The organism is Cupriavidus sp. 01L45 (assembly GCF_056399885.1).
The window spans coordinates 25,859-51,761 of sequence record NZ_JBFTSG010000043.1 but is presented as its reverse complement, the minus strand read 5'-3'; the positions used below and the strand labels follow the sequence as shown (position 1 = coordinate 51,761).

General features: G+C 63.6%; 23 protein-coding genes. 14 read left to right on the top strand and 9 right to left on the bottom strand.

Going from position 1 to position 25,903, the window contains the following annotated elements; translation table 11 throughout:
* Positions 1 to 287: 287 nt before the first annotated feature.
* From AC1DT6_RS26795 to AC1DT6_RS26770, 6 genes are all read left to right on the top strand, one after another.
* Positions 288 to 830 (top strand): ABC transporter substrate-binding protein, encoded by a 543-nt coding sequence (locus AC1DT6_RS26795; protein ID WP_477115047.1) that lies wholly within the window; start codon positions 288 to 290, stop codon positions 828 to 830.
* Positions 827 to 1,411 (top strand): ABC transporter substrate-binding protein, encoded by a 585-nt coding sequence (locus AC1DT6_RS26790; RefSeq protein ID WP_477115046.1) that lies wholly within the window; start codon positions 827 to 829, stop codon positions 1,409 to 1,411. The genes AC1DT6_RS26795 and AC1DT6_RS26790 overlap by 4 nt, the downstream gene beginning before the upstream one ends.
* Before the next feature lie 36 nt (positions 1,412 to 1,447).
* Entirely contained in the window at positions 1,448 to 2,329 is an 882-nt protein-coding gene (locus tag AC1DT6_RS26785) for a branched-chain amino acid ABC transporter permease (RefSeq protein WP_477115045.1), read from the top strand.
* Between the two features lie 103 nt (positions 2,330 to 2,432).
* A complete protein-coding gene (locus AC1DT6_RS26780; protein WP_477115072.1) occupies positions 2,433 to 3,266 on the top strand; it encodes a branched-chain amino acid ABC transporter permease in 834 nt (277 codons plus the stop codon).
* Between the two features lie 8 nt (positions 3,267 to 3,274).
* Positions 3,275 to 4,072 (top strand): ABC transporter ATP-binding protein, encoded by a 798-nt coding sequence (locus AC1DT6_RS26775; protein WP_477115044.1) that lies wholly within the window; start codon positions 3,275 to 3,277, stop codon positions 4,070 to 4,072.
* 2 nt (positions 4,073 to 4,074) lie between these two features.
* Positions 4,075 to 4,794, top strand: coding sequence for an ABC transporter ATP-binding protein (locus AC1DT6_RS26770; RefSeq protein WP_477115043.1), 720 nt, complete (start codon positions 4,075 to 4,077; stop codon positions 4,792 to 4,794).
* An 18-nt stretch (positions 4,795 to 4,812) separates the two neighbouring features.
* Here the strand turns inward: AC1DT6_RS26770 and AC1DT6_RS26765 are convergent, their stop codons facing one another.
* On the bottom strand, positions 4,813 to 5,838 hold the full coding sequence (locus AC1DT6_RS26765) for an IS630 family transposase (RefSeq protein ID WP_477115042.1): 1,026 nt from the start codon (positions 5,836 to 5,838) through the stop codon (positions 4,813 to 4,815).
* Positions 5,839 to 5,920: 82 nt separating this feature from the next.
* On the opposite strand from AC1DT6_RS26765, the gene AC1DT6_RS26760 reads away from it, so the two are divergent.
* From AC1DT6_RS26760 to AC1DT6_RS26750, 3 genes are all read left to right on the top strand, one after another.
* The gene (locus AC1DT6_RS26760) at positions 5,921 to 6,310 is read left to right on the top strand and encodes a nuclear transport factor 2 family protein (RefSeq protein ID WP_477115041.1); all 390 of its coding nucleotides are present in this window, start codon (positions 5,921 to 5,923) and stop codon (positions 6,308 to 6,310) included.
* A 176-nt stretch (positions 6,311 to 6,486) separates the two neighbouring features.
* Positions 6,487 to 9,168 (top strand): pyruvate dehydrogenase (acetyl-transferring), homodimeric type, encoded by a 2,682-nt coding sequence (gene aceE, locus AC1DT6_RS26755; RefSeq protein WP_477115040.1) that lies wholly within the window; start codon positions 6,487 to 6,489, stop codon positions 9,166 to 9,168.
* A 46-nt stretch (positions 9,169 to 9,214) separates the two neighbouring features.
* Entirely contained in the window at positions 9,215 to 10,180 is a 966-nt protein-coding gene (locus AC1DT6_RS26750; protein ID WP_477115039.1) for a pirin family protein, read from the top strand.
* 35 nt (positions 10,181 to 10,215) lie between these two features.
* On the opposite strand, the gene AC1DT6_RS26745 is transcribed toward AC1DT6_RS26750, so the two are convergent.
* The gene (locus AC1DT6_RS26745) at positions 10,216 to 11,607 is read right to left on the bottom strand and encodes an alginate export family protein (RefSeq protein WP_477115038.1); all 1,392 of its coding nucleotides are present in this window, start codon (positions 11,605 to 11,607) and stop codon (positions 10,216 to 10,218) included.
* Positions 11,608 to 11,820: 213 nt separating this feature from the next.
* Positions 11,821 to 12,780 carry a LysR family transcriptional regulator gene (locus tag AC1DT6_RS26740; RefSeq protein WP_477115037.1) on the bottom strand — a complete coding sequence of 320 codons (960 nt, stop codon included), beginning with the start codon at positions 12,778 to 12,780 and terminating at the stop codon, positions 11,821 to 11,823.
* A gap of 442 nt (positions 12,781 to 13,222) precedes the next feature.
* Between AC1DT6_RS26740 and AC1DT6_RS26735 the strand changes: the two genes are divergently transcribed.
* The 4 genes from AC1DT6_RS26735 to AC1DT6_RS26720 all read left to right on the top strand — a co-directional run bounded on the left by AC1DT6_RS26735 (position 13,223) and on the right by AC1DT6_RS26720 (position 17,089).
* A complete protein-coding gene (locus tag AC1DT6_RS26735) occupies positions 13,223 to 14,173 on the top strand; it encodes a VOC family protein (RefSeq protein WP_477115036.1) in 951 nt (316 codons plus the stop codon).
* Between the two features lie 167 nt (positions 14,174 to 14,340).
* Complete coding sequence (locus AC1DT6_RS26730) at positions 14,341 to 15,207, top strand: pirin family protein (RefSeq protein ID WP_477115035.1); 867 nt, start codon at positions 14,341 to 14,343, stop codon at positions 15,205 to 15,207.
* 80 nt (positions 15,208 to 15,287) lie between these two features.
* Positions 15,288 to 15,965 (top strand): isochorismatase family protein, encoded by a 678-nt coding sequence (locus AC1DT6_RS26725; protein WP_477115034.1) that lies wholly within the window; start codon positions 15,288 to 15,290, stop codon positions 15,963 to 15,965.
* 515 nt (positions 15,966 to 16,480) lie between these two features.
* Positions 16,481 to 17,089 carry an acyloxyacyl hydrolase gene (locus tag AC1DT6_RS26720; RefSeq protein WP_477115033.1) on the top strand — a complete coding sequence of 203 codons (609 nt, stop codon included), beginning with the start codon at positions 16,481 to 16,483 and terminating at the stop codon, positions 17,087 to 17,089.
* 339 nt (positions 17,090 to 17,428) lie between these two features.
* On the opposite strand, the gene AC1DT6_RS26715 is transcribed toward AC1DT6_RS26720, so the two are convergent.
* The 6 genes from AC1DT6_RS26715 to AC1DT6_RS26690 all read right to left on the bottom strand — a co-directional run bounded on the left by AC1DT6_RS26715 (position 17,429) and on the right by AC1DT6_RS26690 (position 24,488).
* The gene (locus AC1DT6_RS26715) at positions 17,429 to 18,121 is read right to left on the bottom strand and encodes an IS6 family transposase (RefSeq protein ID WP_477115032.1); all 693 of its coding nucleotides are present in this window, start codon (positions 18,119 to 18,121) and stop codon (positions 17,429 to 17,431) included.
* A 151-nt stretch (positions 18,122 to 18,272) separates the two neighbouring features.
* The gene (locus tag AC1DT6_RS26710) at positions 18,273 to 19,436 is read right to left on the bottom strand and encodes a CaiB/BaiF CoA transferase family protein (protein ID WP_477115031.1); all 1,164 of its coding nucleotides are present in this window, start codon (positions 19,434 to 19,436) and stop codon (positions 18,273 to 18,275) included.
* A 128-nt stretch (positions 19,437 to 19,564) separates the two neighbouring features.
* Positions 19,565 to 21,136: an acyl-CoA synthetase gene (locus AC1DT6_RS26705; RefSeq protein ID WP_477115030.1), complete on the bottom strand. Its 1,572-nt coding sequence runs from the start codon at positions 21,134 to 21,136 to the stop codon at positions 19,565 to 19,567.
* A 113-nt stretch (positions 21,137 to 21,249) separates the two neighbouring features.
* The gene (locus tag AC1DT6_RS26700; protein ID WP_477115029.1) at positions 21,250 to 22,251 is read right to left on the bottom strand and encodes a Bug family tripartite tricarboxylate transporter substrate binding protein; all 1,002 of its coding nucleotides are present in this window, start codon (positions 22,249 to 22,251) and stop codon (positions 21,250 to 21,252) included.
* Positions 22,252 to 22,351: 100 nt separating this feature from the next.
* On the bottom strand, positions 22,352 to 23,518 hold the full coding sequence (locus AC1DT6_RS26695) for an acyl-CoA dehydrogenase family protein (RefSeq protein ID WP_477115028.1): 1,167 nt from the start codon (positions 23,516 to 23,518) through the stop codon (positions 22,352 to 22,354).
* Positions 23,519 to 23,717: 199 nt separating this feature from the next.
* A complete protein-coding gene (locus tag AC1DT6_RS26690) occupies positions 23,718 to 24,488 on the bottom strand; it encodes an enoyl-CoA hydratase/isomerase family protein (RefSeq protein WP_477115027.1) in 771 nt (256 codons plus the stop codon).
* Positions 24,489 to 24,748: 260 nt separating this feature from the next.
* Between AC1DT6_RS26690 and AC1DT6_RS26685 the strand changes: the two genes are divergently transcribed.
* Positions 24,749 to 25,900 (top strand): acyl-CoA dehydrogenase family protein, encoded by a 1,152-nt coding sequence (locus AC1DT6_RS26685; RefSeq protein ID WP_477115026.1) that lies wholly within the window; start codon positions 24,749 to 24,751, stop codon positions 25,898 to 25,900.
* The last annotated feature ends 3 nt before the right edge of the window (positions 25,901 to 25,903 follow it).

Genomic DNA, 25,903 nt, shown 5'->3' with positions numbered 1-25,903 from the left:
AGTCGGCTGTTCCCGCATCGCGCCTTGCGGCCTCCTTCAGGCCGCAAGGCGCTCCCATGCCTGCATGGCTCGCGGCAGAGCCGGGATATGAGTCATCTCGATGTGGCCGCGCTCGCTGACGTGCTGGCGATGATGAGCGGGCATGCCGATGCGCATGACTTCCGCCCGTCTTGCCCGGGGCCGTGAGCCCGGGCCGATCCTTCAAGGCCATCGGGTCAATCACTAATAATAGAAACGGAGCAGACATGAGCTACAGAGCAATCCATCTACGGATGCCCGGGAAGGCGATGGCCGCCGTCATTGCGGGCACGGCATTCACATGCGCGGTACAGCCGGCCCTGGCCCAGCCGAAGCCGGGCGGCGAGCCAATCCGTATCGGCGCGCTGTTGTCGACGACCGGCGGACTTGCCGCCGTGGGGCTCGCCGAACGCGGAGGCGCCCTGTTGGCCCAGAAGGTGATCAATGGCCGCGGCGGCATCCAGGGACGCCCGCTCGAGATCGTGTTCGAGGACGACGGGTCCAGCCCTGACTCCGCGGTGGCCAAGGCGAACGCACTGATTTACACGCACAAGGTGCGCGCCATTGTGGGGCCCACGGGAATTGCGCAGACCGTCGCCATCGGCAGCATCACGCAGCCGCAGAAACTGCCCGTATTCGCCTTTTCCGGCCTGGGGCCGGCGGTGGAGCGCGAGCGCACCTGCGTCTTTCATATGACGCCCTCGCAGGAGCTCAACGCGCGCGCCGTGCTCTCCTACGCCCGCGACAACGGCCTCAAGCGGATTGGCGTGCTGCATGACTCCGGCTACGGCAAGTGGTGTGGAACAGCATGAAGAACCTGGACCGCGAGTATGGGGTCAGCTTCGTGCAGGTGGAGAAATTCGAAATCGCCGCGACCGACGTGACGACCCAGGCGGCCAAGGTGAAGGCAACCACGCCCGATGCGCTCATCATCATCTCGACCTCGCCCGCGCCGTTCCGCAATGTGCGCCAGTTGAAGATCGGCGTGCCCATCCTTTCCGTGCACGGCACCGCCACCTACGAGACCGTCAAGGCGATGGGCGATGCGGCGGACAACATCATCCACCCGGAGTTCGTGGTGGCCGAGGACCCGCTGCCGAACCAGAAGGCGTTCGTCGAAGCGTATCGCAAGGAGTACGGCAAGCTGCCCAAGCACTTCTCCGCGGTCGCGTGGGACGCCGTGATGGCGCTGGCCGACGGCCTGAAGACCGCCGGCGCGGACGCGCCGAACGACAAGCTCTGCAGCGCACTGCGCAAGCCATACCTGGGCGCCACCACCGGCTATGACTTCTCCGCGTCCGACATGGGCGGCATGACGCTTGCCGGCTTCACCTACTCGCGGTTGCAAAAGGGCCAGTTCGTGCGCCTGGGCTACACGGCCGCCAAGCCATAGCGGGATACCGGTAATCTGAGAGGAACCACGATGTCCATGAGCCTCACCATCCAGGCGGTCCTGTCCGGGATCACCAATGGCTTTGTCTACGCGCTGATCGGCGTCGGCATGGCAGTCATCTACAAGGGCACCCGCATCGTCAACGCCATGCAAGGCGAGTTCGCCGTGGTCGGTGGACTGGTGGCGGTGTTCGCGCTGCAGGCCGTCGGGCTGCCCTACGCGCTGGCCATCCCTGCTGGCATCGCCGCCGGGGCGGCCAGCGGCCTGGTCATCGACCTGCTGTTCGTGCGGCCGATGACGCGGCGCGGAGCCACCGAGGAAAGCTATCTGCTGCTGACCATTGGGCTGGCCTTCACCTTGTCCGCCGCCGCGCTGTATGTCGGCGGACGCGATTCGCATCTGCTGCCGGGCATCGGCGGCGACGGCGTGGTCGAACTCCTCGGCGCCGTCACGCTGACGCACGCTTTGTCCCTGATCGGCATTGCCGCGCTGCTGGTTGGCCTGCTGCGCCTGTTCTATACCAGGACGCTGACGGGCCTGGCCATGACGGCCGCCTCGCTCGATCCCGACGGGGCCACCACCACCGGCATCAATGTGCGCCGGATGCGGTCCCTGACGTTCCTGCTTGGCGGCGGGTTCGGCGCTATTGCCGGCATCCTGGTCACGCCGCTGATCGCCATGAACTACCAGATGGGCATCGGCCTCACGTTGAAAGGCTTCGCGGCCGCCATCCTCGGCGGGCTGAGCAATCCGCTGGGCGCCGTCGTCGGCGGGCTGATGCTTGGCCTGATCGAATCGCTGGCCGTGCTGGGCTTTCCATCGGGCTACCGCGATGTGATCGCTTTGTCGATCCTGATCGTCATCATGATTCTGCTTCCCAACGGCATGCTTGGCCGCGTGGGCCGCAAAGGAGGATAACCATGAACTACTCGCGTGCGCTGGTGCTCATCGCCCTGGTGCTATGGGCGGTGGCCGGGCAGATGCTGTCGCGGCACTACCTGGATATGCTGACTTCGCGGCGATCCTGACGGTCGGCGGACTGGGCGTCGGCCTGCTGCTCGGGCAGTACGGCATCGTCAACCTCGGGCAGGCCGCGTTCTATGGCTTTGGCGCGTATGCGTCGGCCTACTGCACCACGGTACTCGGCTGGCCGGCGCTGGGCGGGTTCGGCGTCGGTCTGGTCTTCAGTGCCGTGCTGGCTGCGATCATCGGCACGCCGGTGCTGCGCCTCGGCGGCTTCTTTCTCGCCCTGGCTACGCTTGCGGTGGGAAGCATCGCCAATGTGCTCTTCTTCGAGTGGGACTGGCTGACCGGCGGCACGCTCGGCATCGGCGGCATTCCGAAGCTGTCGCTGTTCGGCTTTATGCTTGACACGCCGGAGCGCTACTACTACTTCATCTGGCCGCTCGCGATCCTGCTGCTGTGGCTGGTGGACAACCTGGTCAAGGGCAGGCCGGGCCTGTCGATGCGAGCCATGCGCGACGCCGCGCCGGCGGCCGAAGTGCTGGGCATCGACATGCGCGGGCTGAAGACGGCGATGTTCGTGCTGTCCGCCATGCTCGGCTCGCTGGCGGGTTCCCTGTTCGCGCACTACGTGTCGTTTGTCAGCGTGCAGAGCTTCACCGTGGAGCGATCCATCGTCTTCTTGCTGGTGCCGGTCGTTGCCGGTGCGCGTTCTGTCTATGGCGTGGTGCTGGGGGCGCTGTTCGTTGCCCTGGCGCCGGAGTTGCTCAGCGGCCTGGGAGACTTCCACCAGGTGCTGTTCGGTCTGGCGCTGGTTCTGGTCGTGACCCTGATGCCGGGTGGGCTGGTGGGTGCGCTGATGCGCGCCCGGTCGTGGAGGGCGGCGCAATGAATGCTCCCGTGCCTGATTTCAGAACCGGCGCGCATGCCGTGCACGCCGCCACGCCGTCCTTGCTGACGCTCGAAGGCGTCGCGCACAGTTTCGGCGGCCTCGACGTCCTGCGCAACGTGAGCTTCGAGGTGCCCGCGGGCCGGATCGTCGGCCTGATCGGTCCGAACGGCAGCGGMAAGACCACCTGTTTCAATATCATCTCTGGCTTCCTGCGCCCGAAGGGCGGCAGGGTATCGCTGGCGGGGCGAGAGATCACCGCCGATTCGATCCAGCAGCGCAGCCGCGCCGGCCTGGTCCGGACGTTCCAGACGCCCCAGGTCTTCGAGCACATGACCGTGCTGGAAAACCTGATGGTGGGCGGCTACAAGGCGACGAGTTCGGGCGTGCTGCAAGCCATGCTGTGCACCCCGAAGTCCCGTGCCGAACTGGGCGCAATGCGTGCATCCGCACAGGCTTGCTGCGAGAAGTTCGGCCTGGCACGGCTGCAGGACAACCTGGCGGGAAGCCTTCCTGCCGGGCAGCGCCGCATTGTCGAACTGGCGCGCGCCTGCATCGGCAATCCGCGCCTGCTGCTGCTGGATGAGCCGTCCTCCGGTCTCAACAGCGACGAGATCGAAACGCTGGCAGCGTGGATCGCACGCCTGAACGAGGAGGGCATCACCATCCTGCTAGTCTCGCACGATATGGGGCTGATGACGGCTTGCGACACCGTGCACGTGCTGTATTTTGGCGAGATCATCGCCACCGGGGCGCTGAATGAGGTGCAGGCCGATCCGCGTGTACGTGAAGCCTATATGGGAGTCTGACGATGCTACAGGTAAGAGGCTTGCGCGCCGGCTACGGGACAGTGCCGGTGCTGCACGAGATCGATATCGATGTGGAGCAGGGCGAGGCGGTTGCCGTAGTGGGCGCCAATGGCGCCGGCAAGACGGCACTGGTGCGGACCCTGTCCGGCCTGATCAGGCCGATGGGCGGCAGCATTGTCAAGGATGGCCTCGAGATCAGCCGGGTGCCTGGCTACCGGCGATTCGAGCACGGCATCGCGGTGGTGCTGGAGAACCGGAACCTGTTCACCGAGCTGTCGGTCCATGACAACCTGCGGCTTGCCGAGCGCGCCGGCAAGCGTGCCAATGGCGGCAAGACGCGCTTTTCATTCGACGAAGTCTGCGATCTCTTCGCGATCCTGCGCGAGCGCGGGCAGTGCGCGGTGGAACTGCTGTCCGGCGGCCAGCAGCAAATGGTCGCGATCGCCCGCGCGCTGTTGCTGCAACCCGACTTGCTGATCATGTATGAACTGACCACCGGGCTGGCGCCCAGGATCGTCAAGGAGATACTGGCGGTGCTGAACCAGTTGCGGGCGCGCGGCATGAGCATCGTGCTGGTGGAGCAGAGCGTGGCGATTGCCTCCGAGATGACCGACCGGGCTTACGTCCTGTCGGTGGGGCGCGTCATCCATGAGGTTCGCCGGGGGGAATGGAGCGCGGTGTTGAACGACAAGACATTGATCATAGCCTACCTGCAGGGCTGATGCCCGGCAATTTACTCATCAGTCAGAAATATAGCGGACAGATGGATGTCTGAAGAATGAGCGCACGAGCTTCGGGTTGCGTCCAATTTGTGCAAGCTGCTCGTGAATTCGCGGGCCCAGCTTTTCGCCTTTTTGCAAAGGACGTCGCGCGACGCCGTTGCGCTTGACGTGACTCCACACCAACTCATCCGGATTGAGGTCCGGTGCGTAACCGGRCAGGAAATGCAAGGTTAGTTTGCCCTGCGTACTGGCGACATAGTCCTTGACGATGGCTTTCTTATGCGCTGGCAATCCGTCGACGATCAGATGTACCGCCTTCTTTCGATTGAACATCAGCTTCTTGAGCAGCATGACGAACAACTCGCCGCTGAGCCCGCCTTCGTACATCGCAAACCAGAAGGCCCCCTTCGAATTGACGGCGGACGCCGCGCTCATGCTTTGCCGCTGGCCCGGCCGCTCGACAACGGGCGTTTCGCCGCGCGGCGCCCAAGTCTTGCCATGCACCGAGTCAGCTCGAAAGCCCGATTCGTCCCAGAAGAAGATATCCGCCTTCTGCTCGCGAGCCTGCCTGGCAACGGCCGGATACGTGTCGTGCCGCCAGCGATCGATTGCCTCCGGATCGCGCTGGTAAGCGCGCTGAAGTGGCTTTTGCGGCGTTAGGTTCAGGCGAGCCAGCATCGCACCGATCGATGCCAGACTTAGCGTTACGCCGAACTTCTTCTGCACCAGTTCGCGAACCAGATTGCGTGTCCACAGGCCGAAATCGAACCCATACTGCGTCGGATTCTTGCCATTGATCCATCGCAGCACCCGCTGCTCCTGCGTAGGCGTGAGCGTGCGCGGGCGACCCGTGCCTTTGGTCGAGCGCAGCGCCCGTACACCGCGACCGTGCGCCTGGGCGCGAATCTTGTATGCCCACGACCGATTCAATCCGAACGATGCCGCGACATCATCCGGATGCTCGCCCTCGGCCATGCGTTGCACCGCCAGGATGCGCATTTCTTCGAGCGTGTTGTGAGCCAGACTGCGGCCGTCATGTTTCATGAACGCCCCCTTAATAATCTATCGTTCAAGCATAGACTACTTGTCCGCTAAATTCCTGACTTATGAGTAAGGAGATGACAGCATGGAACACACAACGGCCGTTGCGCAACTGAAGCTGGCCGACGAAGCCCGGTACCGCGCCATGCTTGCCGGCGATATCGCCGCGCTGGAAGGCCTGCTGGCCGAGGAGCTTACCTACACGCATTCGTCCGCGCTGCGGGAGGGCAAGCAAGCGTACCTCGCCTCGCTTGCGAACGGGCGGGTCAGGTACCTGGACGCCCGCTTGAGTGATGTGGAGCAAACTATTTATGACGACATGGCGGTGATGCACGGCATGGTGGTGATCGAGGCCGTCGTCGATGGCGTCGAGCGCACCCTGGACAACCGATTCCTGAGCGTTTGGAAGCATGGCGGCAGTGCCTGGCAGATGGTCGCATGGGCGTCAACGCCCGTGCCGGCACGTGCGGCGTGACAGGTTCGCCAGCCTGATCCGTCGGCCTGCCGTTTGCGCTGATGCAACAGCGTGTTCGATAACTGGAACCTTACCGCGGCGAAGTGCGGATGCTACGCTTCACTCCCCTGTCCGGGGAGTCTTCCCATATGGATTGCCGGACGCTTCGCTCCAACCTTGCCCAAGAGGAGTTCAACATGGCGCAAGCTACGCCGCCCACTTTCCCGAACGACGACATTGACACGCAGGAGACTGCGGAATGGCTCGACGCGCTCGATTCCGTCATCGCGTACGAAGGGACGGAACGCGCGCACTTCCTGATCGAGAAACTGATCGAGCGCGCGCATGGCGCCGGCATCTACCTGCCATTCAGCGCGAACACGGCCTACGTCAATACCATTCCCGTTGACGTGCAGGCCAGGAGTACCGGCGACCAGGACCTCGAACACCGCATCCGGTCGTATATCCGCTGGAACGCGGTTGCGCTTGTCCTGCGAGCAGCGCGCGACACCAATGTCGGCGGCCATATCGCCAGCTTCGCATCTGCCGCGACGCTGTATGAGGTCGGCTTCAATCACTTCTGGCATGCGCCGTCCGGCGAGCATGGCGGCGACCTGGTCTTCTTCCAGGGGCACTCTTCGCCGGGCTTCTATGCGCGGGCATTCCTCGAAGGCCGGTTGACGGAAGAACAGATGGACAACTTCCGCCAGGAAGTGGACGGCAAGGGCATCTCTTCCTATCCGCACCCCTGGCTGATGCCCGACTTCTGGCAGTTCCCGACGGTGTCGATGGGGCTGGGCCCCATCATGGGCATCTACCAGGCCCGCTTCATGAAGTACCTGCAAGACCGCGGCTTCGGGCAGCACGCCGGCCGCAAGGTCTGGGTGTTCAGCGGCGACGGCGAGATGGACGAGCCCGAATCCCGTGGCGCGCTGGGCATGGCGGGGCGGGAGCACCTGGACAACCTGGTGTTTGTCATCAACTGCAACCTGCAACGGCTCGATGGCCCGGTTCGCGGCAACGGCAAGATCATCCAGGAACTGGAGGCGGAATTCCGTGGCGCCGGCTGGAACGTCATCAAGGTGGTGTGGGGCAGCAAGTGGGATGCGCTGCTGGCGCGGGACAAGGCCGGCATCCTTGCCAGGCGGATGATGGAATGCGTGGACGGCGACTACCAGACCTTCAAGGCCAAGGATGGCGCCTACGTGCGCGAGCATTTCTTCAATACGCCCGAGTTGAAGGCCATGGTCGCCGACTGGTCGGACGACGATATCTGGGCGTTGAACCGCGGCGGCCATGATCCGCACAAGGTCTATGCCGCCTACCAGGCCGCCGCGGATCATCAGGGCCAGCCGACCGTCATCCTGGCGAAGACCATCAAGGGCTACGGCATGGGCGAGGCGGGCGAAGCCCAGAACATCACGCATCAGCAAAAGAGCATGCGCGTGGAAGCGCTCATGCATTTCCGTGACCGGTTCAAGTTGCCCCTATCGGACCAGCAGCTCGAAGCCTTGCCCTACCTGAAATTCGAGGAAGGCTCCCGCGAGCACGCATACCTGCATGCGCGCCGCAAAGCGCTGGGCGGCTATCTTCCATCCCGGCGCAGGCGCGGCCCGTCGCTGCCGGTGCCGCCCTTGTCGGCCTTCGACGCCCAGCTCAAGGCCGGTGGCGAGGGGCGCGAGTTCTCGACCGCGATGAGCTACGTCCGCATCCTGAACACGCTGCTGCGCGACAAGGTACTGGGCCGGCGCATCGTGCCGATCGTCTCGGACGAATCGCGTACCTTCGGCATGGAAGGGTTGTTCCGGCAGATCGGCATCTGGTCGCAGCAGGGGCAGACCTACACGCCGCAGGATGCCACGCAGTTGATGTTCTACAAGGAATCGAAGGACGGGCAGATTCTGCAGGAGGGCATCAACGAGGCGGRGGCGATGGCGGACTGGATTGCCGCCGCCACGGCGTACTCGACGCACGGCGAGCCGATGATCCCGTTCTTTATCTTCTACTCGATCTTCGGCTTCCAGCGCTTCGGCGATCTGGCCTGGGCCGCAGGCGACCAGCGCGCGCGCGGCTTCCTGCTGGGGGGAACCGCGGGCCGCACGACGCTGAACGGGGAGGGCCTGCAGCACGAGGACGGCCATAGCCTGGTCTGGGGCGGAACCATCCCCAACTGCATCAGCTACGACCCGACGTTCGCCTACGAGCTGGCTGTGATCATCCAGGATGGCCTGCGCCGGATGATCCAGGACCAGGAGGATGTGTATTACTACATCACCGTGATGAACGAGAACTACGAGCATCCGGCGATGCCTTCAGGCGCCGAGGCCGACATCCTGAAGGGCATGTACCTGTTCCGGCGCGGCGAGGACGGCAACGGTGCATCGCCCCGGGTGCAGCTGCTCGGCGCCGGCACCATCTTCCGCGAGGTCATCGCGGCGGCGGATCTGCTGCACCGGGACTGGGGCGTGCAGGCTGACCTCTGGGGTTGCCCCAGCTTTACCGAACTGGCGCGCGAGGGCAACGAGGCAACGCGATGGAATCTCCTGCACCCCGAAGCGCCGCCACGGCAGTCCCATGTCGAGCAGTGCCTTGGGCAGGCGCAGGGCCCGGTGATTGCCGCCACCGACTACGTACGTGCGCTGGCGGAGCAGATTCGCCCGTTCGTGCCGCGGCGGTACACGGTGCTCGGTACCGACGGCTACGGCAGATCGGACACGCGTGAACAATTGCGCCATTTCTTCGAAGTCGACCGCCACTGGATTGTCCTGGCCGCTTTGAAGGCCTTGGCGGATGAGGGTACCTTGGACAAGGCTATCGTGCAGCGTGCCATCGACAAGTATGAAATCGACCCTGGCAAGCCGTATCCGCTGCGCGCCTGATCGGGCCGCGGCTGTGGATCGCCTAGTCCGAATAGAGGAGTTTTCCATGAGCAATGTAACGACAGACAGCGCCGCTTCGCTGTCGCGCGACTGTCCGCAATGCCCCGGCCATCCGGTACTGGAGCGCATCCCGACGCGCGCGGCCCAGATCGGCGAGGGCTTCGTCATTCACCGCGCGCTGCCCAGCCGGCAACGGCGCATGGTCGGAGCCTGGTGTTTCCTTGATCACGCGGGTCCTGCCGAGTTTGGGGAGGGACAGGGCTTGCGCGTGGGTCCGCATCCGCACATCGGGCTGCAGACCTTCACCTGGATGATCGAGGGAGAAGTCCTGCACCGCGACAGCCTGGGCTATGAACAACTGATCAGCCCGGGGCAGGTCAACCTGATGACCGCCGGGCGGGGCATCGTTCACGCCGAAGATACGCCGAATGCAAGCGCAGGCCGGTTGCATGCCGCGCAGCTCTGGATTGCACTGCCGGACGCCGAGCGTCACCGGGAGCCGGCGTTCCGGAACTATCCCGACCTGCCGGTGGTGGATGCCGGCGGCTTCCGTATCACAGTACTGGTGGGGACGGCATTCGGCGAAACGTCTCCCGTCCCGGTGTACTCGCCGCTGGTGGGACTCGATCTCGCGGCCGCGGGTGCCGGGACGCAATCGGTGCCGCTGGATGCCGGCTTCGAGTATGCCGCGCTGACCCTGCGCGGCGAAGTGGAGATTGACGGGGAGCAACTCGCCCCCGGCACCTTGATGTACCTCGGCGCCGGCCGGACACACCTGAGCCTGCGCTGTGCCGGGCCGGCGCAATTGCTCATCATTGGCGGCGTGCCGTTCGACGAGGAAATTCTGCTGTGGTGGAACTTCGTCGGGCGCACTCAGGCCGAGATCGAGGCCGCGACGTATGAATGGAACCACAACGTCGAGCGCTTTGGCGAGGTCAGGGGCAGTACCTCGCCCCGTCTTGCCGCCCCCGATATGGCAGGGCTCCAGATCAAGGCCAGCCGCGGGCGCTAGCGAGCCGCCATGCATTTGCGCAACGTCCGACACGGTCAGAACGTGTAGCTGGCCGCGATATAGGTGAACGTTGTATTGTGCCCGCCCACTGTGCTCAAGGCCTTGGAAATATCCACATAGACAAGGCCGGCATTGAAGAGAATGTGGCGATTTACTTGCCAGACCGCATCGACTGAAAGCTGGCTGCTGCTGTACTGGCCCGGGTGTCCTGCAGTACCCGCGATCGGTATGCCCACGGAGGTGTAGACGGCATCGTGGGTTGTCGCCCGCCAGATGAAATCGCAGGCCAGCGTGAGCTTCAGGGCGGGGGTCGGGTGCAGGGTCAGCGATGGCTGTATATCGATCACGTTGGAGGCCCCAATCAGCCCGGCCTGATTGAAATACGCGAGCTTTGGAAAGAGTCCGTCGTATGTGCCAAGCGTTCCGTCGTGGGGGTTGCGGTCGCCGCTGCCCATGGTCGCCTTGACCCCGCCCCTGGGCTTCCAGTCGTAAGCCGCCAGCGTGTAGCCGGTATCGGTTGAAAATCCCCATGCCCGGATCTGTCGCTGGGAGAAGGATCCGAACTGGCCGAGCGCTTCCCAATCCCAGTCCCAGCGTCCGTGGTGGCCAAAGACGCGTGCGCCGATCGAGTGCCTTCGCTCCACGTCTGTGCCGGTGCTAAACAGCGCGTGGTCGTTCTCGAAACCAAGATAGTAGAGATCGAAACCGGAGTGGGGTATGACGCTGTCCGCTACCGTCGCGTAGGCGCCCCAGAACCCCTGCGCATGGTTGGGTTGATCATCGAAAACGCCGTCCCGCAACAGTACCGGGCGCGTGGCGAAGGCGTCGACGCGAACCTGGTCGACCGTTCCGCCCAGGCGGGCGCCATCGAAAGCGCGCCGCACATTCGGCGCGTCCCGGATCGAGATCAGGCGCTGTGCACCAAATGCCATTTCCTGACGTCCAATCCGCAGGAACGGGTCATCGGCCGGACGTTCCTTCAACGGAAACCGCACGTCAACGAAGGCCTGTTGCACGTCGAGCCGGTCACTATAGGGCGGCGCGGCGTTATCCTTGCCGGGCGCCAGCTGATTGCCAAGCTGCACGAAGCCGCGAACGAGTTTACCCGCATGCAGATCGGCATGGAGCAGGGCGCGATGCAGCAGGTAACTGTCACCCTGTTTGCCCGGCACGCCAAAATTCGCCGCCGTGTAATCTTCGAAGCGTTCCCGCACTTCGCCGCCGAGACTGATGAACCAGCCAGACTCGCTGATCGGAATGTACTTGACGGGATCCCAGAAGTCGCTCCGTCGGGCGGGGTCTTGCAGGTAGCTGTAGTCCTCGTCGTAGCGCATCAGCTTGTAGGCGGGCGCAGTGGCAGCCACCGGAGAAGACTGCTGGGCGGTGGCGCAGGTCATCTCCAGAGCGGTGGCCAGGGCGGCAAGCATCGCGCCAGCCACCCTCCCGAAGCCGGAACGGGTGGCCGGACGTAGCCGGCGACTTCGTTTTGGGAGCGCTCCCGTGCTCATGTCTTTCCTGACTAGCGACCCGTGGTTCGAATTCCGTTCGTCAGTTGGAAGCCTGCCGCTATGGCAGGATTTCGCTTATGAGCACAAGGTTAGGCTGGCCTTCGTACAGCCRCAAGACAATGATGCCGCCGGCTATTCCTGATGCCCCGGCTCCTCCCAGGGAGGTGGCGACAGTGATTGTTGCAGGAACAGGATAAGTGCCTTCAGCTTGTGCGAGACAAACGGGGTGCGTTGATAGACGGCAAAGATGCCGTCGTCCAGCGGCGTCTCGTTGGGTAGCGCATTGATAAGACGGCCCGCCCGAATGTCGTCGGCCACGATGAAGAGCGGCAGCACAGCCAGCCCCTGTCCAGATGTCGCTGCATCCCTCAGCACCTCGCCATTATTCGCGGTGAACTGACCCCGCGGCGTGACCACTCTCGGGGCGGACCGGGGTGTCGGACCCTGGAATGCCCAGATCTGGCCGGGCGGCGCGTTGCTATAAGTCAGGCAGGCATGGCGTGTGATGTCGTCCAGCGTCTTGGGAAGCCCCGCTCGTTGCGCGTATGCTGGGCTGCAGCAAACGATCCTGCGACTTGCCGCAAGCTTCCTTGCGATCATCGCAGTGTCGCCCAGGCGCGTCACCCGGATTGCCACATCAAACCGCGCGTGTTCGGTATCGACGAGTCTGTCGTCGAGATCGACCACCAGATTCAGTTTTGGATTTGCGGCTGCGAACCGGGACAGGAGTGGCGAGAGCCAGAGCGTACCGAAACTCATGGGAGCAAGAATTCGCAATTCGCCGCACAACTCTTGTGAGTTCTGAGAAATGGTCTCGGCCGCGCGCGTGAGCTGCGCCAATGCTGAGCGCGTCTCTTCATAGAATCTTGCCCCATTCTCCGTGGGCTGAACGCGTCGCGTCGAGCGTTGAAGGAGCAAAACGCCGAGCGTACGCTCCAGGTCACTTAATCGCTTGCTGATAACGGATTTCGACAAATTGAGGTGACGGGCGGCCCCGCTGACACTGCCTTGCTCAACAACCAACAGAAAAGCTTCAAGTTCGTCCGTTCTTAGCTGCATTCGAATGTATAGAGAGGGATGCGTCGGGTCCATAGGATACCCAAGGTCGATTGCGTTCAGCAATCGCCCCGATGATCGCGTGGAACCCGGTCCCCGGAGGGGGATTGTTCGGCATAGAAGAACGCCGTTTTCGGCAAGAGGCGTACGTAAAGGCGGTGTTCCGATGCTACTCTTCGCGTCCCGGCACGCACTCGCTGAAAGACGACCAGTCGGACTAGCGTGGACAGTGTTGTGCCGGGACCTGATTCCAAATGCACGACTGGTCAGCCTGCTGGCCAATCCGCTTCGCTCCGGCAATCCACATCATTGGTCCGGCGGCGGGGTGCATCCGAATGATTGTCCTCGCAAGCCAGGTGGCGGGGCTACGCAATGTGCCACGGCGTTGCCGCTGCGCAGAGAGCTGAGTCGTGCGCTTGCGGCACAGCGTTGATGTGCCGTCTGCTCTCGGCTGAAGCAGAGCAGAGGAGCAGGGAAGATGCACGAAGAGACGTCAAACATGGATGAATTGGCTGGCATACATTCGATTGACCATTTTGGCCTTGTTGTACCGGACCTTCGCATTGCAACAGAGTTCTTCTGGGCATTCGGCCTCGATGTAGTCGAGATTCCCGGCAGCAATCTGGAGTTGCGCGCTGGCGGTGCACAACGCTGTTGGGCCCGCATTTTCCCTGGGTGGTCGAGAACCTTGGGGTATATCGCGTTCCGCTGCTTTCCAGAAGACTTTGAGAGAATTTGTGCGCAGGTTGTTCGTGCTGGCGGTACTCCAGCGACGCCGTTCCCCGAAGCGCCACCCGACGGCTACTGGTTTCGTGACATCGTTGGAAATCTAGTCCAGCTACGTCAGGGACCCATCGATGCACCGGTGAAACTCGACCGAGGTGTCGTCTCGACAGCACTGCAACGCGATGCCGTAGCGAGGAATGTGCTGATCCGTAGTGACATCAGAGAGGTCCAGCCCTTACGTTTGTCTCATGTGATGCTCTTCGTGCCCCAGATGGAGGCGGTTATGGCGTTCTATGTTCAGGCCCTCGGCATGCGAATCACCGACAGCGCGGACGGGTTGGTCGGGTATATGCATACAAGGCATGGAAGCGACCATCACATAGTTGCCTTTGCGGCGTCCTCGGCAACGGGGTGGCATCACAGTTCCTGGGAGGTTCCGGACATGGACGACGTGGGAAGTGGTGCGACGCAGATGAGGGCTGCGGGGTTTTGCGACGGCTGGGGAGTTGGTAGACACATCCTTGGCTCCAACTATTTCTACTATGCGAGAGATCCGTGGGGTTCCTTCTGTGAGTACGCCGCTCACATTGACTATATTCCGGCGGGTGCCGATTGGAAGGAGCGAACCCATGCGCGAGACGAGATCTTGTACATATGGGGACCTGACTCGCCTTCGGACTTTACGGTCAATTCCGAGGTCTGACGATAGGTGCTGTGGGAGCGAGCTGCGGGTCTTGCACGGGAAGCGTGGGCCCATCGTTCACGAAGTAGGACTCTGTAGCCCGATTTGGCAGACTACCGGGGAAGCGGCATCTCCCCTATGCTTACCGCAAATGACGCGATTGAATCCAATCGCCCTCGGAGATTCACATGAAACGAGTCCTTGGCGTGTACAGCGCACCGCCCCGCCACTGGGTGGGGGATGGCTTCCCGGTGCGGTCGATGTTCTCTTACCAGACCCTTGGAAGACACCTTAGTCCGTTCCTGCTGTTCGACTACGCTGGGCCGGCCGATTTCACCCCTGCCGAGAGGCCACGCGGGGTCGGCCAGCACCCCCACCGCGGCTTCGAGACGGTTACGATCGTCTACAAGGGTGAGGTGGCACACCGCGATTCGACAGGGCGGGGCGGCGTCATTGGTCCCGGCGATGTGCAATGGATGACGGCGGGTGCCGGCATTCTGCATGAGGAATTCCATTCTCCGGCCTTCACCCAATCCGGTGGCGCGCTGGAAATGGTACAGCTCTGGGTGAATCTGCCTGCCAGGGACAAGATGACCGAGCCCGGCTACCAGGCTATCCTCGACCGGGACATTCCGGCCGTAACGCTCCCAGATGGCGCCGGGACGGTTCGAGTGATTGCGGGCGAGTATGCCGGTCACTCAGGCCCCGCGCAAACCTTCTCGCCGATGCATGTCTGGGACCTGCGGTTGAGGCAAGGCGGCAGCAACGAAATGTCGCTACCGGACGGTTGGAGCACGGCACTCGTGATCCTGCGAGGTGCGGTGCTCGTGAATGGCGATACGGTGGCCGGCGATGCGCAAATGATCGTACTGGACCGAGCAGGGCAGGACATATCGATCGAGGCCACTAGCGATACAGTCGCACTTCTCTTGAGCGGCGAGCCTATTGATGAGCCTATCGTGGGTTACGGTCCCTTCGTGATGAACAGCCAGGAAGAAATTGTCCAGGCCTATGCCGACTTCAACAGTGGTCGCTTTGGTCAGATGCAAGGATAGGTCCTGTTCTGCCGCCTCGGAGCGGCAGAACATTCTAAAGTTGGTGCCGATGCACCGTTCACCCCTCAAGGAGAAGCACGATGAGCACACCTGCGAACTTCAATGGGCAGCGCCCGGTTATCGATCCCAGCGATGCGGCCATGCTGTTGATCGACCATCAGAGCGGCTTGTTCCAGACTGTAGGCGATATGCCCATGCTGGAACTGCGGGCCCGTGCCGCTGCATTGGCGAAGATGGCCACGCTTTCCAAGCTGCCGGTCATCACGACGGCTTCAGTGCCGCAAGGGCCCAATGGTCCGCTAATCCCTGAAATCCATGAAAACGCGCCGCATGCCCAGTATGTCGCCCGCAAAGGCGAGATCAATGCTTGGGACAATCCAGATTTCGTGGCGGCGGTGAAGGCGACCGGCCGCAAGACGCTGATTATCGCGGGCACCATTACGAGCGTATGCATGGCCTTCCCCTCGATTAGCGCGGTCGCGGATGGTTACAGGGTTTTCGCTGTAGTCGATGCGTCTGGCACGTACTCGAAGATGGCCCAGGAGATCACGCTTGCCCGGGTTGTACAAGCCGGGGTGGTTCCGATGGATACCGCCGCGGTTGCTTCGGAACTGCAGAAAACCTGGCACCGGGACGATGCCATGCAGTGGGCCGAGATCTACACCAAGATCTTCCCGGCGTACCAATTGCTGATCGAGAGCTATACCAAGGCCCAGAACGTCGTGAAGGACAGCGAGGAGCTGGACTCGGCTCGCTGATCGTCCGTGGTGCCGCTGTGTGAGAGATCGTCACGTCTATCACACAGTTGGCCGCGGATTAGCCCAAGCACCAGGCCGGCACCGGATATTTGGCCCATTACCGATGCCGGTCTTCAACAATTCACTCGCTTTACGAGCGAGCGCTCCGCAGTCAACCCCAAGAGCACTTTTCTCGCGTGCTGGTGCCCAGCTTGATTGCAGGCGCCACGCCGCCGCCGACCCGTCGACTCGCGCCATGTTCGCTCCCTCGTTGGCCACACATCGGGAAGCTTCGTGAAGCCACCTTCCACGCGACCAACGACGCTCCTTCTTCCACGGACAGTATTCCATGCGATTACGTCGTTCCAAAAGTGGAACGCAGATATGCGCTGGCGGCATCTATTCGACCGCTTGCGCTGAAAGCATACTTCCGGATTTTCGCGCGGAGCCCGCCATGGAGGTGCGACGAACCTGGGGAGTGTTCGCCACGGCGATGAAATCCTCATGGTTCGTGTTCACTTTCAGCGCCGTGCAACGTGTCATCAAAAGCAAGAATTACTTTTCATGAGGCTTTAGTCATGCTTCGATCCGTCATCTTCATCATCCTGCTTTCCAGCGCGTTTGCCAGCGGCGCCGCGGGTGCCGCGCCCACCAGCGAGGACGCCTCGTGGTTCGATCCGGTTCGTCTCGGGGTCGCATTGGGTGCGGGAGATGCGGCTTCGATTGCACGCCTGGAGGCGCGCTGGAACTTGAAGAACGACCTTTGGGCGACGAGCTCGCAGTCGGTTCGGCTTCGCTTCGGTCTCGAGGCTTCCGTGGGTGGTTGGAATCCACATGGCAGCAACAGCAGMGTGATGGGCGATATCGGCTTTACACCCATCTTCCGGATTCAGGGATCGGGGCGCTCGGGTGCCTTCGCGGAGATTGGCGCCGGCATGCACCTGCTGTCTCGGACGCACATCTCGGACTCCAAGGTTTTCTCGACGGCGTTCCAGTTTGGCGATCGCATTGCCGCAGGCTACCGGTTTGGCGATCCGTTTGACTCGGAACTGGCGGTGCGTTTCCAGCATTACTCCAATGCTGGCATTAAGGAGCCCAACCCCGGTATCAACTTCTACATGCTCCAATACTCGGCGCGTTTCTAAGAGTAATGTCGTTGCCGATGCACTCGCGTACGACGACATGAGGAATGCGGCAGGCCGGCGCGGCGCGGCACTGCGACGATCGCTTCCGACTCTCCGTTTTCCAGGCGGACTGACGTCTATGCAGCCTGGCGCCATGGCAAGGTCTTGGACTTGGACTCCGGCAAATCGGCAGGGGTGGGTTGCGGCACAAGGTCTGATCCTGCGCATGCAAGCACCGTCGGGTCCATCGAGCCTTAGTTGCATTTGGACTCGTTCAACCTTGGTGACCATATACGCCGGCTCTGTCGCTGTAAGGGAGCGAGGACGAGAAGGCGCGGGACGCCCGAGGGCACAACTGACTTATGCTGCCAGCGAATAGAATTGCTCTGCAACGGACGGATTGCTCCCGTCGTGACACTGCATCTGGCCCTTGGCAATCATGTGCATGAACTCGATACCGCCCAACAGGATGCGCGCGCAGCGAAAGTCCTTGAATCCAAGCATTGGTCGGGTCAGGCGTTTGATGGCTCGGTGGTCCTGTTCGACAATGTTGTTCAGGTACTTGACCTGCCGGATGGTGATGGGGGTCTCTCGTTCGGCGTTAACGTCGTTCAGGGCCGCCAGGTTGGATGCGCTGCCGTCGATGGTCACCGTGTCAGGCTGGCCGTGGTGCGCGATGGCCTTCTCGAAAAACCGCCGTGCTGCGGCCTTGTCACGCTGGGCGCGTAGCAGGAAGTCGATGGTATTGCCCGCCTTGTCGACCGCCCGGTACAGATACTTCCACTGGCCGCGTACCAGGATGTAGGTCTCGTCCATGCGCCAGCTTTTGCCCACCGGGCGCTTGGAGCGACGAAAGATTTTTATTAGCACCGGCAGCAACTTCAGCGTCCAGCGGTGCACGGTCGAGTGATCAACCGAGATGCCACGTTCGGCCATCATCTCCTCGAGATGACGCAGGCTCAGCGGATAGGCGACATACCAACGCACGCAGGTCAGCATCACCTCCAGCGGATAGTGCAAGCGCTTCAATACCTTCGCAATCTCCGTGTTCATCACCACTGCCCAAATTGCCTGAATCCGATTCCGGATCATTCTACCGGAGGCTTATTGCGACAAATCCCGTCAGAGCGCCACCCGAGATCGCAAGATATTGCTTCCCAGCCCGCGCGGCCTGACGGCTGAAATCTTGCCATTGTGCAGTGCGTCAGGCCTCCGACTGGAAGTTAAGCCCCAGAGCCCGCAACCGCGACACAGCATCGGCATCAAATCCCCAGTCACGCAGTGCGGCGCCGCCGTACTGGCCACGCTGCGGCGCAGCGCCACGGATCTCTGACGGCGTGCCGAGAAAGCGCGGTGCAGGCGCGGGCTGCACCACGCCATCGACCTCGACAAAGCTGCCGCGGGAGCGATGGTGCGGATGGTCCGGCGCTTCGCTGAGGGTCAGTACGGGCGCCCAGCACGCATCGCTGCCCTCAAACACGGCACACCATTCGTCCCGGGTGCGGGTCAGAAACACGTTTTCGAAGTGCTTGCGCAAGACCGGCCAGCCGCTACGATCGTACTGCGCGGGCAGGTTGTTGGCGTCCAGGCCGAGCTTGTCGAGCAGCTCAGTATAGAAGCGCCCCTCGATAGGGCCGATCGACATGTACCCGTCGTCGCGCGTGCGGTAGCTGTCGTACCACGGCGCCCCGCCGTCAAGGATGTTGCTGCCGCGCGCTTCCCGGAAGTTGCCGGAGGCCAGCAGGCCCCAGAAGATGGCGCCAAGCTGGGCGGCGCCTTCGGCCATGGCTGCGTCCACCACCTGTCCCTTGCCGCCGCGCTGCACATTGAGCAAAGCGGCGACCACTCCCAGGGCCAGCAGCATGCCGCCGCCGCCGTAGTCGCCGACCAGATTCAGCGGCGGCACCGGCGCTTCCCCTGCCCGGCCGATGCCGGACAGCACCCCCGAAAGCGCGATGTAGTTCAGGTCGTGGCCTGCCCGGTCGGCCAGCGGGCCCGTCTGGCCCCAGCCGGTCATGCGGCCGTAGACGAGCCTGGGGTTGTGCGCGAGCGCCGCATCGGGTCCCAGACCCAGGCGCTCCATGGTGCCAGGGCGGAAGCCTTCGATCACCACATCGGCTTTCGCGATTAGTTCCAGCGCTGCGCGCTTTGCGTCGGACTGCTTCAGGTCCAGCGTGACCGAGCGGCGGCCGCGGCCCATGATGTCGACGCGCTTGCCGGTTTCAGCTTTCAGCCCGAGGTCCGGTGGCGCCACCGGCCGGTCGATACGCAGCACGTCGGCGCCCATGTCGGCCAGCAGCATGGCCCCGAACGGGCCCGGTCCGATAGCCTCGAACTCCACCACGCGAATTCCACTAAGTACACCCATGTCCATCTCCAGATTCGATCTTCGTCAGTACTGTGGCCGCCTGCGGGAACTTCGACGATGACGTCAGCGCTCGCGCAGCAAGCGCAGGGGCGGGCGCGATGCCCGTCCCGGATTGCTCCTGGCCCGGATCAGGTTTTTGCCTCGCCGGATTCCCAGTAGCGCTTGCGCACCTCATGCTTATAGAGCTTGCCGGTTGGCAGGCGCGGCAGTTGATCGACGAAGTCGACCGACTTCGGCACCATATAGCGGGCCACCTTACCACGCAGATAGGCGATCAATTCCTCGGCCAGGGCCGAGCCGGGCTCGATGCCGGGCCCCACTTCCACGACGGCCTTCACGGCCTCGCCCATTTCTTCGTCCGGCACGCCGATCACCGCGGCATCGCCGACCTTGGGATGCGAGATGAGCGCGTCCTCGATGGCTTGCGGGTAGATATTCACTCCGCCCGAGATAATCATGAACGTCTTGCGGTCCGTCAGGTAGAGGTACCCCTGCGCATCGAGGTAGCCGACATCGCCCACGGCCATCCATGTCGGATGGCGCGGATGCTGGGTCGACCGGGTCTTGTCGGGCGCGTTGTGGTACTGGAAGGCCACGTTGTCGCGCCCGAAGTAGATCAACCCAGTCTCGCCCGCCGGCAGTTCGTTGCCCTCGTCGTCGCAGATGTGCACGGTGCCGAGCACCGAACGGCCCACGGAGCCGGGGTGGGCCAGGTACTCTTCACTGCTGATCGTGGTCAGGCCGACACCTTCGCTCGAGCCGTAGTACTCGAAAACGATCGAGCCCCACCATTCGATCATCTTCAGCTTGACGTCGACCGGGCACGGGGCCGCTGAGTGAATGGCGAAGCGCAGGCTGGAAAGGTCGTAGGACAGGCGCTCGGCGTCCGGCAGCTTCAACATGCGCACGAACATGGTCGGCACCCACTGGCTGTGCGTGATGCGGTAGCGCTGGATCAGCACGAGCGCCTGGGCGGGGTCGAACTTCTCCATGAACACCACCGTGCCGCCGACCGCGTGGATGCTGATCGCCCAGCCCAGCGGTGCGGCGTGATACAGCGGCGCCGGTGACAGGTAGACCATGTCGTCGAAGAAGGCGTACTGCTCGGCATGGAGCTTGCTGCGGAAGGGATCGAGCATGCCGCGCACGTCCGTGGTGTGCGGCGTGCGCAAAATGCCCTTGGGCCGGCCGGTGGTGCCCGAACTGTACAGCATCATGACCCCGAGCTGCTCGTCGGCGATTGGCTCGGCCGGATACGCCGCAACGGTTGGCTCGAACGAAAGCCAGCCGTCGGCGGTGCCGTCCACCATCAGGCGGAGCGGGCAGGCGGGCATGCGATCCGAAAGGGCTTCGGCCAGGTCGCGCACACTATTGGAGCAGACGATTGCCTTCGCGTTGCTGTCAGCGACGATGTAGGCTGCTTCATCGGGCGTCAAGAAGCGGTTGATGGCGGTGATCACGAGGCCCGAGCGCATGGCCGCCCAGATGATCTCGAAATAGCGGATGTTGTTATCCATCAAGACAGCGACGTGATCGCCCGCGCGCAGGCCCTGTGCCCGGAGGTACTGCGCGTAGCGGTTTGAACGCGCATCCAGTTCGGCGTACGTCAGCGAGGCGCCGGTGGTGCCGTTGATGATGGCAACCTTGTCGGGATTGCGGCGGGTGTGGTCGCCGGGATACGTCCAGCGTGAGGTGTCCATAGATAAAGCCTCCTTCTTCTGACGGCAAGGCTGGCAGTGCGCGGGCCTGAGGACCGGCCTTCCCGTGTATGTCTGGTTTGCGCGCGCCGGGTGGCGCGCGCGATAGGCAGGGCTTACTGCAAAGGCATCTTGGCGGTGCTTGCCAGGCGTTTCCACCGTTGTATTTCGTCTTTCTGGAATTGCCGCAATTCCGCAGGGGACGACAGGATCAGTGGCAGCGCGTTTCGGGCGAAGTAGTCGCGCACCTCGGTGGCTGCGGCCGCCTGCGCGAATAATTCGTGCCACCGCGTTGCGATCCCGGCGGGCGTCTTTGCCGGAATGGCGACACCCACCCAGTTGATGGGCTGGAAGGCCGGGAGTCCAGCCTCCGCCACGGTAGGGACGTTGGGCAGCAGCGGCATGCGCCGGGTCGACGTGTAGGCCAGCGCGCGGACCTTCTCCGCCTTTATCAGTCCCACCGCAATGGTGGCGTCGATCACGGCAAAGTCGACAGCGCCCGTCATCACGGCATTAATGGCTTCATTGGCGCCCTTATAGGGCACCGGCGAGGTCTGCACGCCAGCGAGTTCGTCCATCCATTCGACGAAGAGGCTGTAGGTAATCGAGCCGGCACCATAGTTGAGCGCGCCCGGGTTTTTGCGGGCGCCGGCCAGCAGGTCGGCCAGCGTGCGGTACGGGGAGGCAGTCGGTACGACGACGACGCAGGGCCCGCTGGAAAGCAGCGTGACCGGGGTGAAGTCCGCCAGCGGATCGTAGGGCAGGCTGCGGTAGACGACGGAATTGGTCGACAGCGTGGAGTTACTGCCGATCAGGACGGTGTAGCCGTCCGCCGGCGAACTGAGTACCGCCCGCACGGCGATGATGCCGTTGGCGCCGGGCTTGTTTTCCACCACGACGCTCTGCCCGGACAGCTTGCCGATCTCGTTGGCAAACAGGCGCGCGGAAATATCCATGCCGGTGCCTGCAGGGAAGGGTACGACGAACCTGGCCGGGCGCGCCGGGAAGGTACCATCGCCTTTGGCGGCCAGCGTGGCAAGCGGTAGGCCAGCCGCGCCGCCGGCAATGGCTGCCGCCGCGCGCAGGAAGCGTCGGCGGGTGCGGATGTACTGTGTCATGCGTCGTGTCTCCTGGGTTATGGTGCCCTGCGCGTGCGCGCCGGTGCGGAGGGAAGCGGAGTGTCGCGCCACTTCCCAGTACCTCGTATCCCCTCGTGCCTCAGCGGCGCAGGCCGAGGAGGTCGCGTGCGACCACCCAGCGGTGCACCTCGCTCGGCCCTTCGTAGATGCGCATCAGGCGCGTGTCATTGGCCATCTGCTGCAGTGGCAGTTCCTTGGTCATGCCCATCGCGCCGAAGGTCTGCATGGCGTAGTCGATCACGTCCCAGGCCATCTCCGTGGCATAGACCTTGATCATCGACACCTGCGTGCGGGCTTCCTCGCCGGCGTCGATGCGGCTGGCGGCTTCGTAGGTCATCAAGCGGCAGGCGTGGATGCGCGTGGCGGCGTCGGCCACCCACCACTGGATGGCCTGGCGCTGCGCGAGCGGCGCGCCGAAGGTCTGGCGCTGCTGGGCGTATTCGCACAGCATGTCCAAGGCCCGCTGGGCGCGGCCGATGCACCAGGCGGCCATCTGCACGCGGCGGGTCGATAGCCGCGCCTGCATTGGCGCGAACCCCTGGCCTTCAACACCAAGCAATTGCGAGGCCGGCACGCGGCAGTCTTCCAGCACGACCTCATACGTGGACACGCCGCCGATCATCGGGATGCGGCGCTCCACCCGCAGGCCGGGCGTGTCGCGATCGACGATGAAGGCCGAGATGCCGCCGCGTGCGCCGAGAGCCTTGTCCGTAACCGCCATGACGATGGTCCAGTCCGCCTGCGCAGCACGGCTGATCCAGATCTTGCGGCCGTTGATGACCCAGTCGTCGCCGTCGCGGACGGCGCGCGTGGTCATCATGGCTGGGTCGCCGCCCGCGCCGGGTTCGGAGATGGCCATTGCCGAGATGGTCTCGCCACGGGCGTACGGGGCCAGGTATTTCTCGCGCTGTGTCGCATTGGCGGTCAGCATCAGCATGCGCAGGTTCGGCGAGTCCGGCGGCATTTCGTACGGCGTGATCGTTTTGCCGAACTCTTCGTTGACGCCGACCATGGCCACGGTGGGCAGATCCGAGCCGCCCATTTCTTCGGGGGCGTCGAGACCCCACAGGCCGAGTTCACGCGACATCGCGTTGAGCCGCTCATGCTCTTCTGGCAGCAACGCAAGCTCTCCGCTTTCGGCCTCGCGCGCCATGACGGCGCTCTCCAGGGGAATCAGTTGCTCGCGCACGAAGCGTGCCACGAGGTCCTTCAGCATGCGGTGTTCACTGTCGAGTTCGAAGTTCATAGTGCATTCCTGTGAGAAATAGGATTGCCGGCTTGCGTCGAGTTCGCGCAGGACTTCGGCTGTGTGCTCGTCGAGCGCCGACGCGTGGCGGCGGGACGGCGTCCGCCCTGCAAGCCGGGGTCAGATGGAGCACACGAAGGCCGGCGAGGGGGCCAGCGCACGCTGGCTTACCATCCGCTTTCCTCGTCGCCGCCTCCATTCAGTGCCGCTGGAACACCGGCTCGCGGCGCGCCGACATGGCCGCCACGCCCTCCCGGAAGTCTTCGCTGCGGAACTGATCGCGCTGGATTTCCAGTTCGCGCTGGTTGACCTCGGCGACGCGTTCAGCCAGGCCCTGGCGCAGGGTGGCGCGCGTGGTCTCCACCGCCAGCGGTGCCGACAGGGCGATTTCCCGCGCCAGTGCGAGCGCGCGAGCGCTGACTTCAGCCTTCGGCACGAGATGATCGACCAGGCCGATCGCCAGTGCCTCCGTGCCGGTGATGCGTCGGCCGGTGAAGAAGAGCTCCGCTGCGCGCTGCTCGCCCACCACCCGCGGCAGCGTCACGCTCATGCCGAACCCGGGGTGAATGCCGAGGCGATTGAAGTTGGCGCTGAAGCGGGCCTCTGCGCAGCTCACGCGAAAATCCGCCACCAGCGCCAGACCCAGTCCCGCGCCGATCGCGGCACCCGTCATGGCGGCGACGATGGGCTTGCGGGTGTGAAACAGCTTCATGGCATGGCCGTAAAAGACGGCGGGGTCGCCCGGCACGCCGCCGGAGGGGGCCGCGCTGAAGTCCGCGCCGGCGCAGAACACGTCGACGCCGGATTCCAGCAGCACAGCGCGGCATGCGTTGTCTTCATCCAGGGCCGACAGCATGGTCACGAGTTGCTCGATGGTTGCGGTGTCGACGAAGTTCTGGGGCGGGCGCGCCAGCGCGATGCGCGCCACGTGGCCGTCGCGCGAGAGTTGGAGGTTGGTGGCGGATGTCATGCGAGGGCACTCCTGTTGATAGGGGCTCCGGCTGCAGGCGCGGCCGGGCAGGCTGCGACAGCCGGTGTCGGTGCGAGTGCCGTTCTCGTGTGGTCCTGCCCGGCAGCGCTTGCAGCGAAGTGTGTCGGAGGGCAACGCCGGCCACCCCACCCCGTGGCGGGGGGGGGTGGGCAGGCCCACCCCTCCCCCGCAGCGCATGGTGCGTTGGGGCCGCCGCGCCATTACGCTCGACGTCATTCCAAGATCATGAGGAGGGGAAGATGTCCGAGAGTTACCGACCGGCGTGGATGAGCGACGACCTGGTGCAGTTTCGTGACGCCATAGGCCGTTTTGCGCGCGAGCAACTGGAGCCCAATGACGTGAAATGGCGCGAAGCCAAGCAGCCGACGCGCGAGGCCTGGCGCATGGCCGGTGAGCTCGGGATGATCCTGCCGGACGTGCCGGAGGAATACGGTGGCGCCGGCGGCACCCCGGCACATGCGGCTGTGTTGTTCGAGGAATTCGGCTATAGCGGCAACACCGCCCTTTCCCTTGGCACGGGCATGAACCATATCGTCGCCCACTATCTGCTGCGCTACGGCACCGAGGCCCAGAAACGGCGTTGGCTGCCGGGAATGTGCAGTGGCGAAGTCGTGGCAGCCATCGCCATGACCGAACCGGGCACGGGCTCGGATCTTCAGGGGGTGCGCACGCGCGCTGAACGCCGCGGCGACAACTACGTCCTGAACGGCGCCAAGACCTTTATTTCCAACGGCCAGCTTTGCGACGTTGTGCTGGCCGTCGTCAAGACGGATCCGACGCTCGGCGGCAAGGGCATTTCGCTGATGCTGGTCGACACCCGCTCGCCCGGCTTCCGGCGCGGCAAGGCACTCGACAAGCTCGGCATGGAAGGCCAGGACACTTCCGAGATGTTCTTCGACGACTGTGCCGTGCCGGTCGATAGCCTGCTGGGCGGCGTTGAAGGGCAGGGCTTCTATCAGCTCATGCATCAACTGCCGTTCGAACGCGCGCAACTTGCGATTCACGCGGTGGGCGCCATGCGCCGCGCGTTCGACATGACGGTAGCCTACGTGAAGGAGCGCAAGGCGTTCGGCAAGCCCATCGGCGACTTCCAGAACTCCCGTTTCGTGCTGGCCGATGTCAAGGCCACCGTGACCGCCTCGCGCGCGTTCTCCGACATGGTGGTGCAGCAGTGGCTGGACGGCTCGCTCGATTCGGTGATGGCGTCCATGGCCAAGTTCTGGCTGACCGAGCGCCAGGGCGAAGTGATGGACAAGTGCCTGCAGCTCTTCGGCGGCTATGGCTACATGAAGGAATACCCGATTGCCCGAATGTACGTCGACGCGCGCGTGCAGCGCATCTACGGCGGCACCAACGAAATCCAGCGCGAGCTGGTTGGCCGCTCGCTCTGAGTC

Excerpts from the sequence above, each read along its gene's own strand:
- AC1DT6_RS26785 (WP_477115045.1), top strand. The coding sequence starts at position 1,448 with ATGAGCCTCACCATCCAGGCGGTCCTGTCCGGGATCACCAATGGCTTT.
- AC1DT6_RS26715 (WP_477115032.1), bottom strand. The coding sequence starts at position 18,121 with ATGAACACGGAGATTGCGAAGGTATTGAAGCGCTTGCACTATCCGCTG.
- AC1DT6_RS26685 (WP_477115026.1), top strand. The coding sequence starts at position 24,749 with ATGTCCGAGAGTTACCGACCGGCGTGGATGAGCGACGACCTGGTGCAG.
- AC1DT6_RS26770 (WP_477115043.1), top strand. The coding sequence starts at position 4,075 with ATGCTACAGGTAAGAGGCTTGCGCGCCGGCTACGGGACAGTGCCGGTG.
- AC1DT6_RS26730 (WP_477115035.1), top strand. The coding sequence starts at position 14,341 with ATGAAACGAGTCCTTGGCGTGTACAGCGCACCGCCCCGCCACTGGGTG.
- AC1DT6_RS26695 (WP_477115028.1), bottom strand. The coding sequence starts at position 23,518 with ATGAACTTCGAACTCGACAGTGAACACCGCATGCTGAAGGACCTCGTG.
- AC1DT6_RS26725 (WP_477115034.1), top strand. The coding sequence starts at position 15,288 with ATGAGCACACCTGCGAACTTCAATGGGCAGCGCCCGGTTATCGATCCC.
- AC1DT6_RS26745 (WP_477115038.1), bottom strand. The coding sequence starts at position 11,607 with ATGCTTGCCGCCCTGGCCACCGCTCTGGAGATGACCTGCGCCACCGCC.
- AC1DT6_RS26790 (WP_477115046.1), top strand. The coding sequence starts at position 827 with ATGAAGAACCTGGACCGCGAGTATGGGGTCAGCTTCGTGCAGGTGGAG.
- AC1DT6_RS26700 (WP_477115029.1), bottom strand. The coding sequence starts at position 22,251 with ATGACACAGTACATCCGCACCCGCCGACGCTTCCTGCGCGCGGCGGCA.
- AC1DT6_RS26735 (WP_477115036.1), top strand. The coding sequence starts at position 13,223 with ATGCACGAAGAGACGTCAAACATGGATGAATTGGCTGGCATACATTCG.
- AC1DT6_RS26760 (WP_477115041.1), top strand. The coding sequence starts at position 5,921 with ATGGAACACACAACGGCCGTTGCGCAACTGAAGCTGGCCGACGAAGCC.
- AC1DT6_RS26690 (WP_477115027.1), bottom strand. The coding sequence starts at position 24,488 with ATGACATCCGCCACCAACCTCCAACTCTCGCGCGACGGCCACGTGGCG.
- AC1DT6_RS26740 (WP_477115037.1), bottom strand. The coding sequence starts at position 12,780 with ATGGACCCGACGCATCCCTCTCTATACATTCGAATGCAGCTAAGAACG.
- AC1DT6_RS26795 (WP_477115047.1), top strand. The coding sequence starts at position 288 with ATGGCCGCCGTCATTGCGGGCACGGCATTCACATGCGCGGTACAGCCG.
- AC1DT6_RS26750 (WP_477115039.1), top strand. The coding sequence starts at position 9,215 with ATGAGCAATGTAACGACAGACAGCGCCGCTTCGCTGTCGCGCGACTGT.
- AC1DT6_RS26710 (WP_477115031.1), bottom strand. The coding sequence starts at position 19,436 with ATGGGTGTACTTAGTGGAATTCGCGTGGTGGAGTTCGAGGCTATCGGA.
- AC1DT6_RS26705 (WP_477115030.1), bottom strand. The coding sequence starts at position 21,136 with ATGGACACCTCACGCTGGACGTATCCCGGCGACCACACCCGCCGCAAT.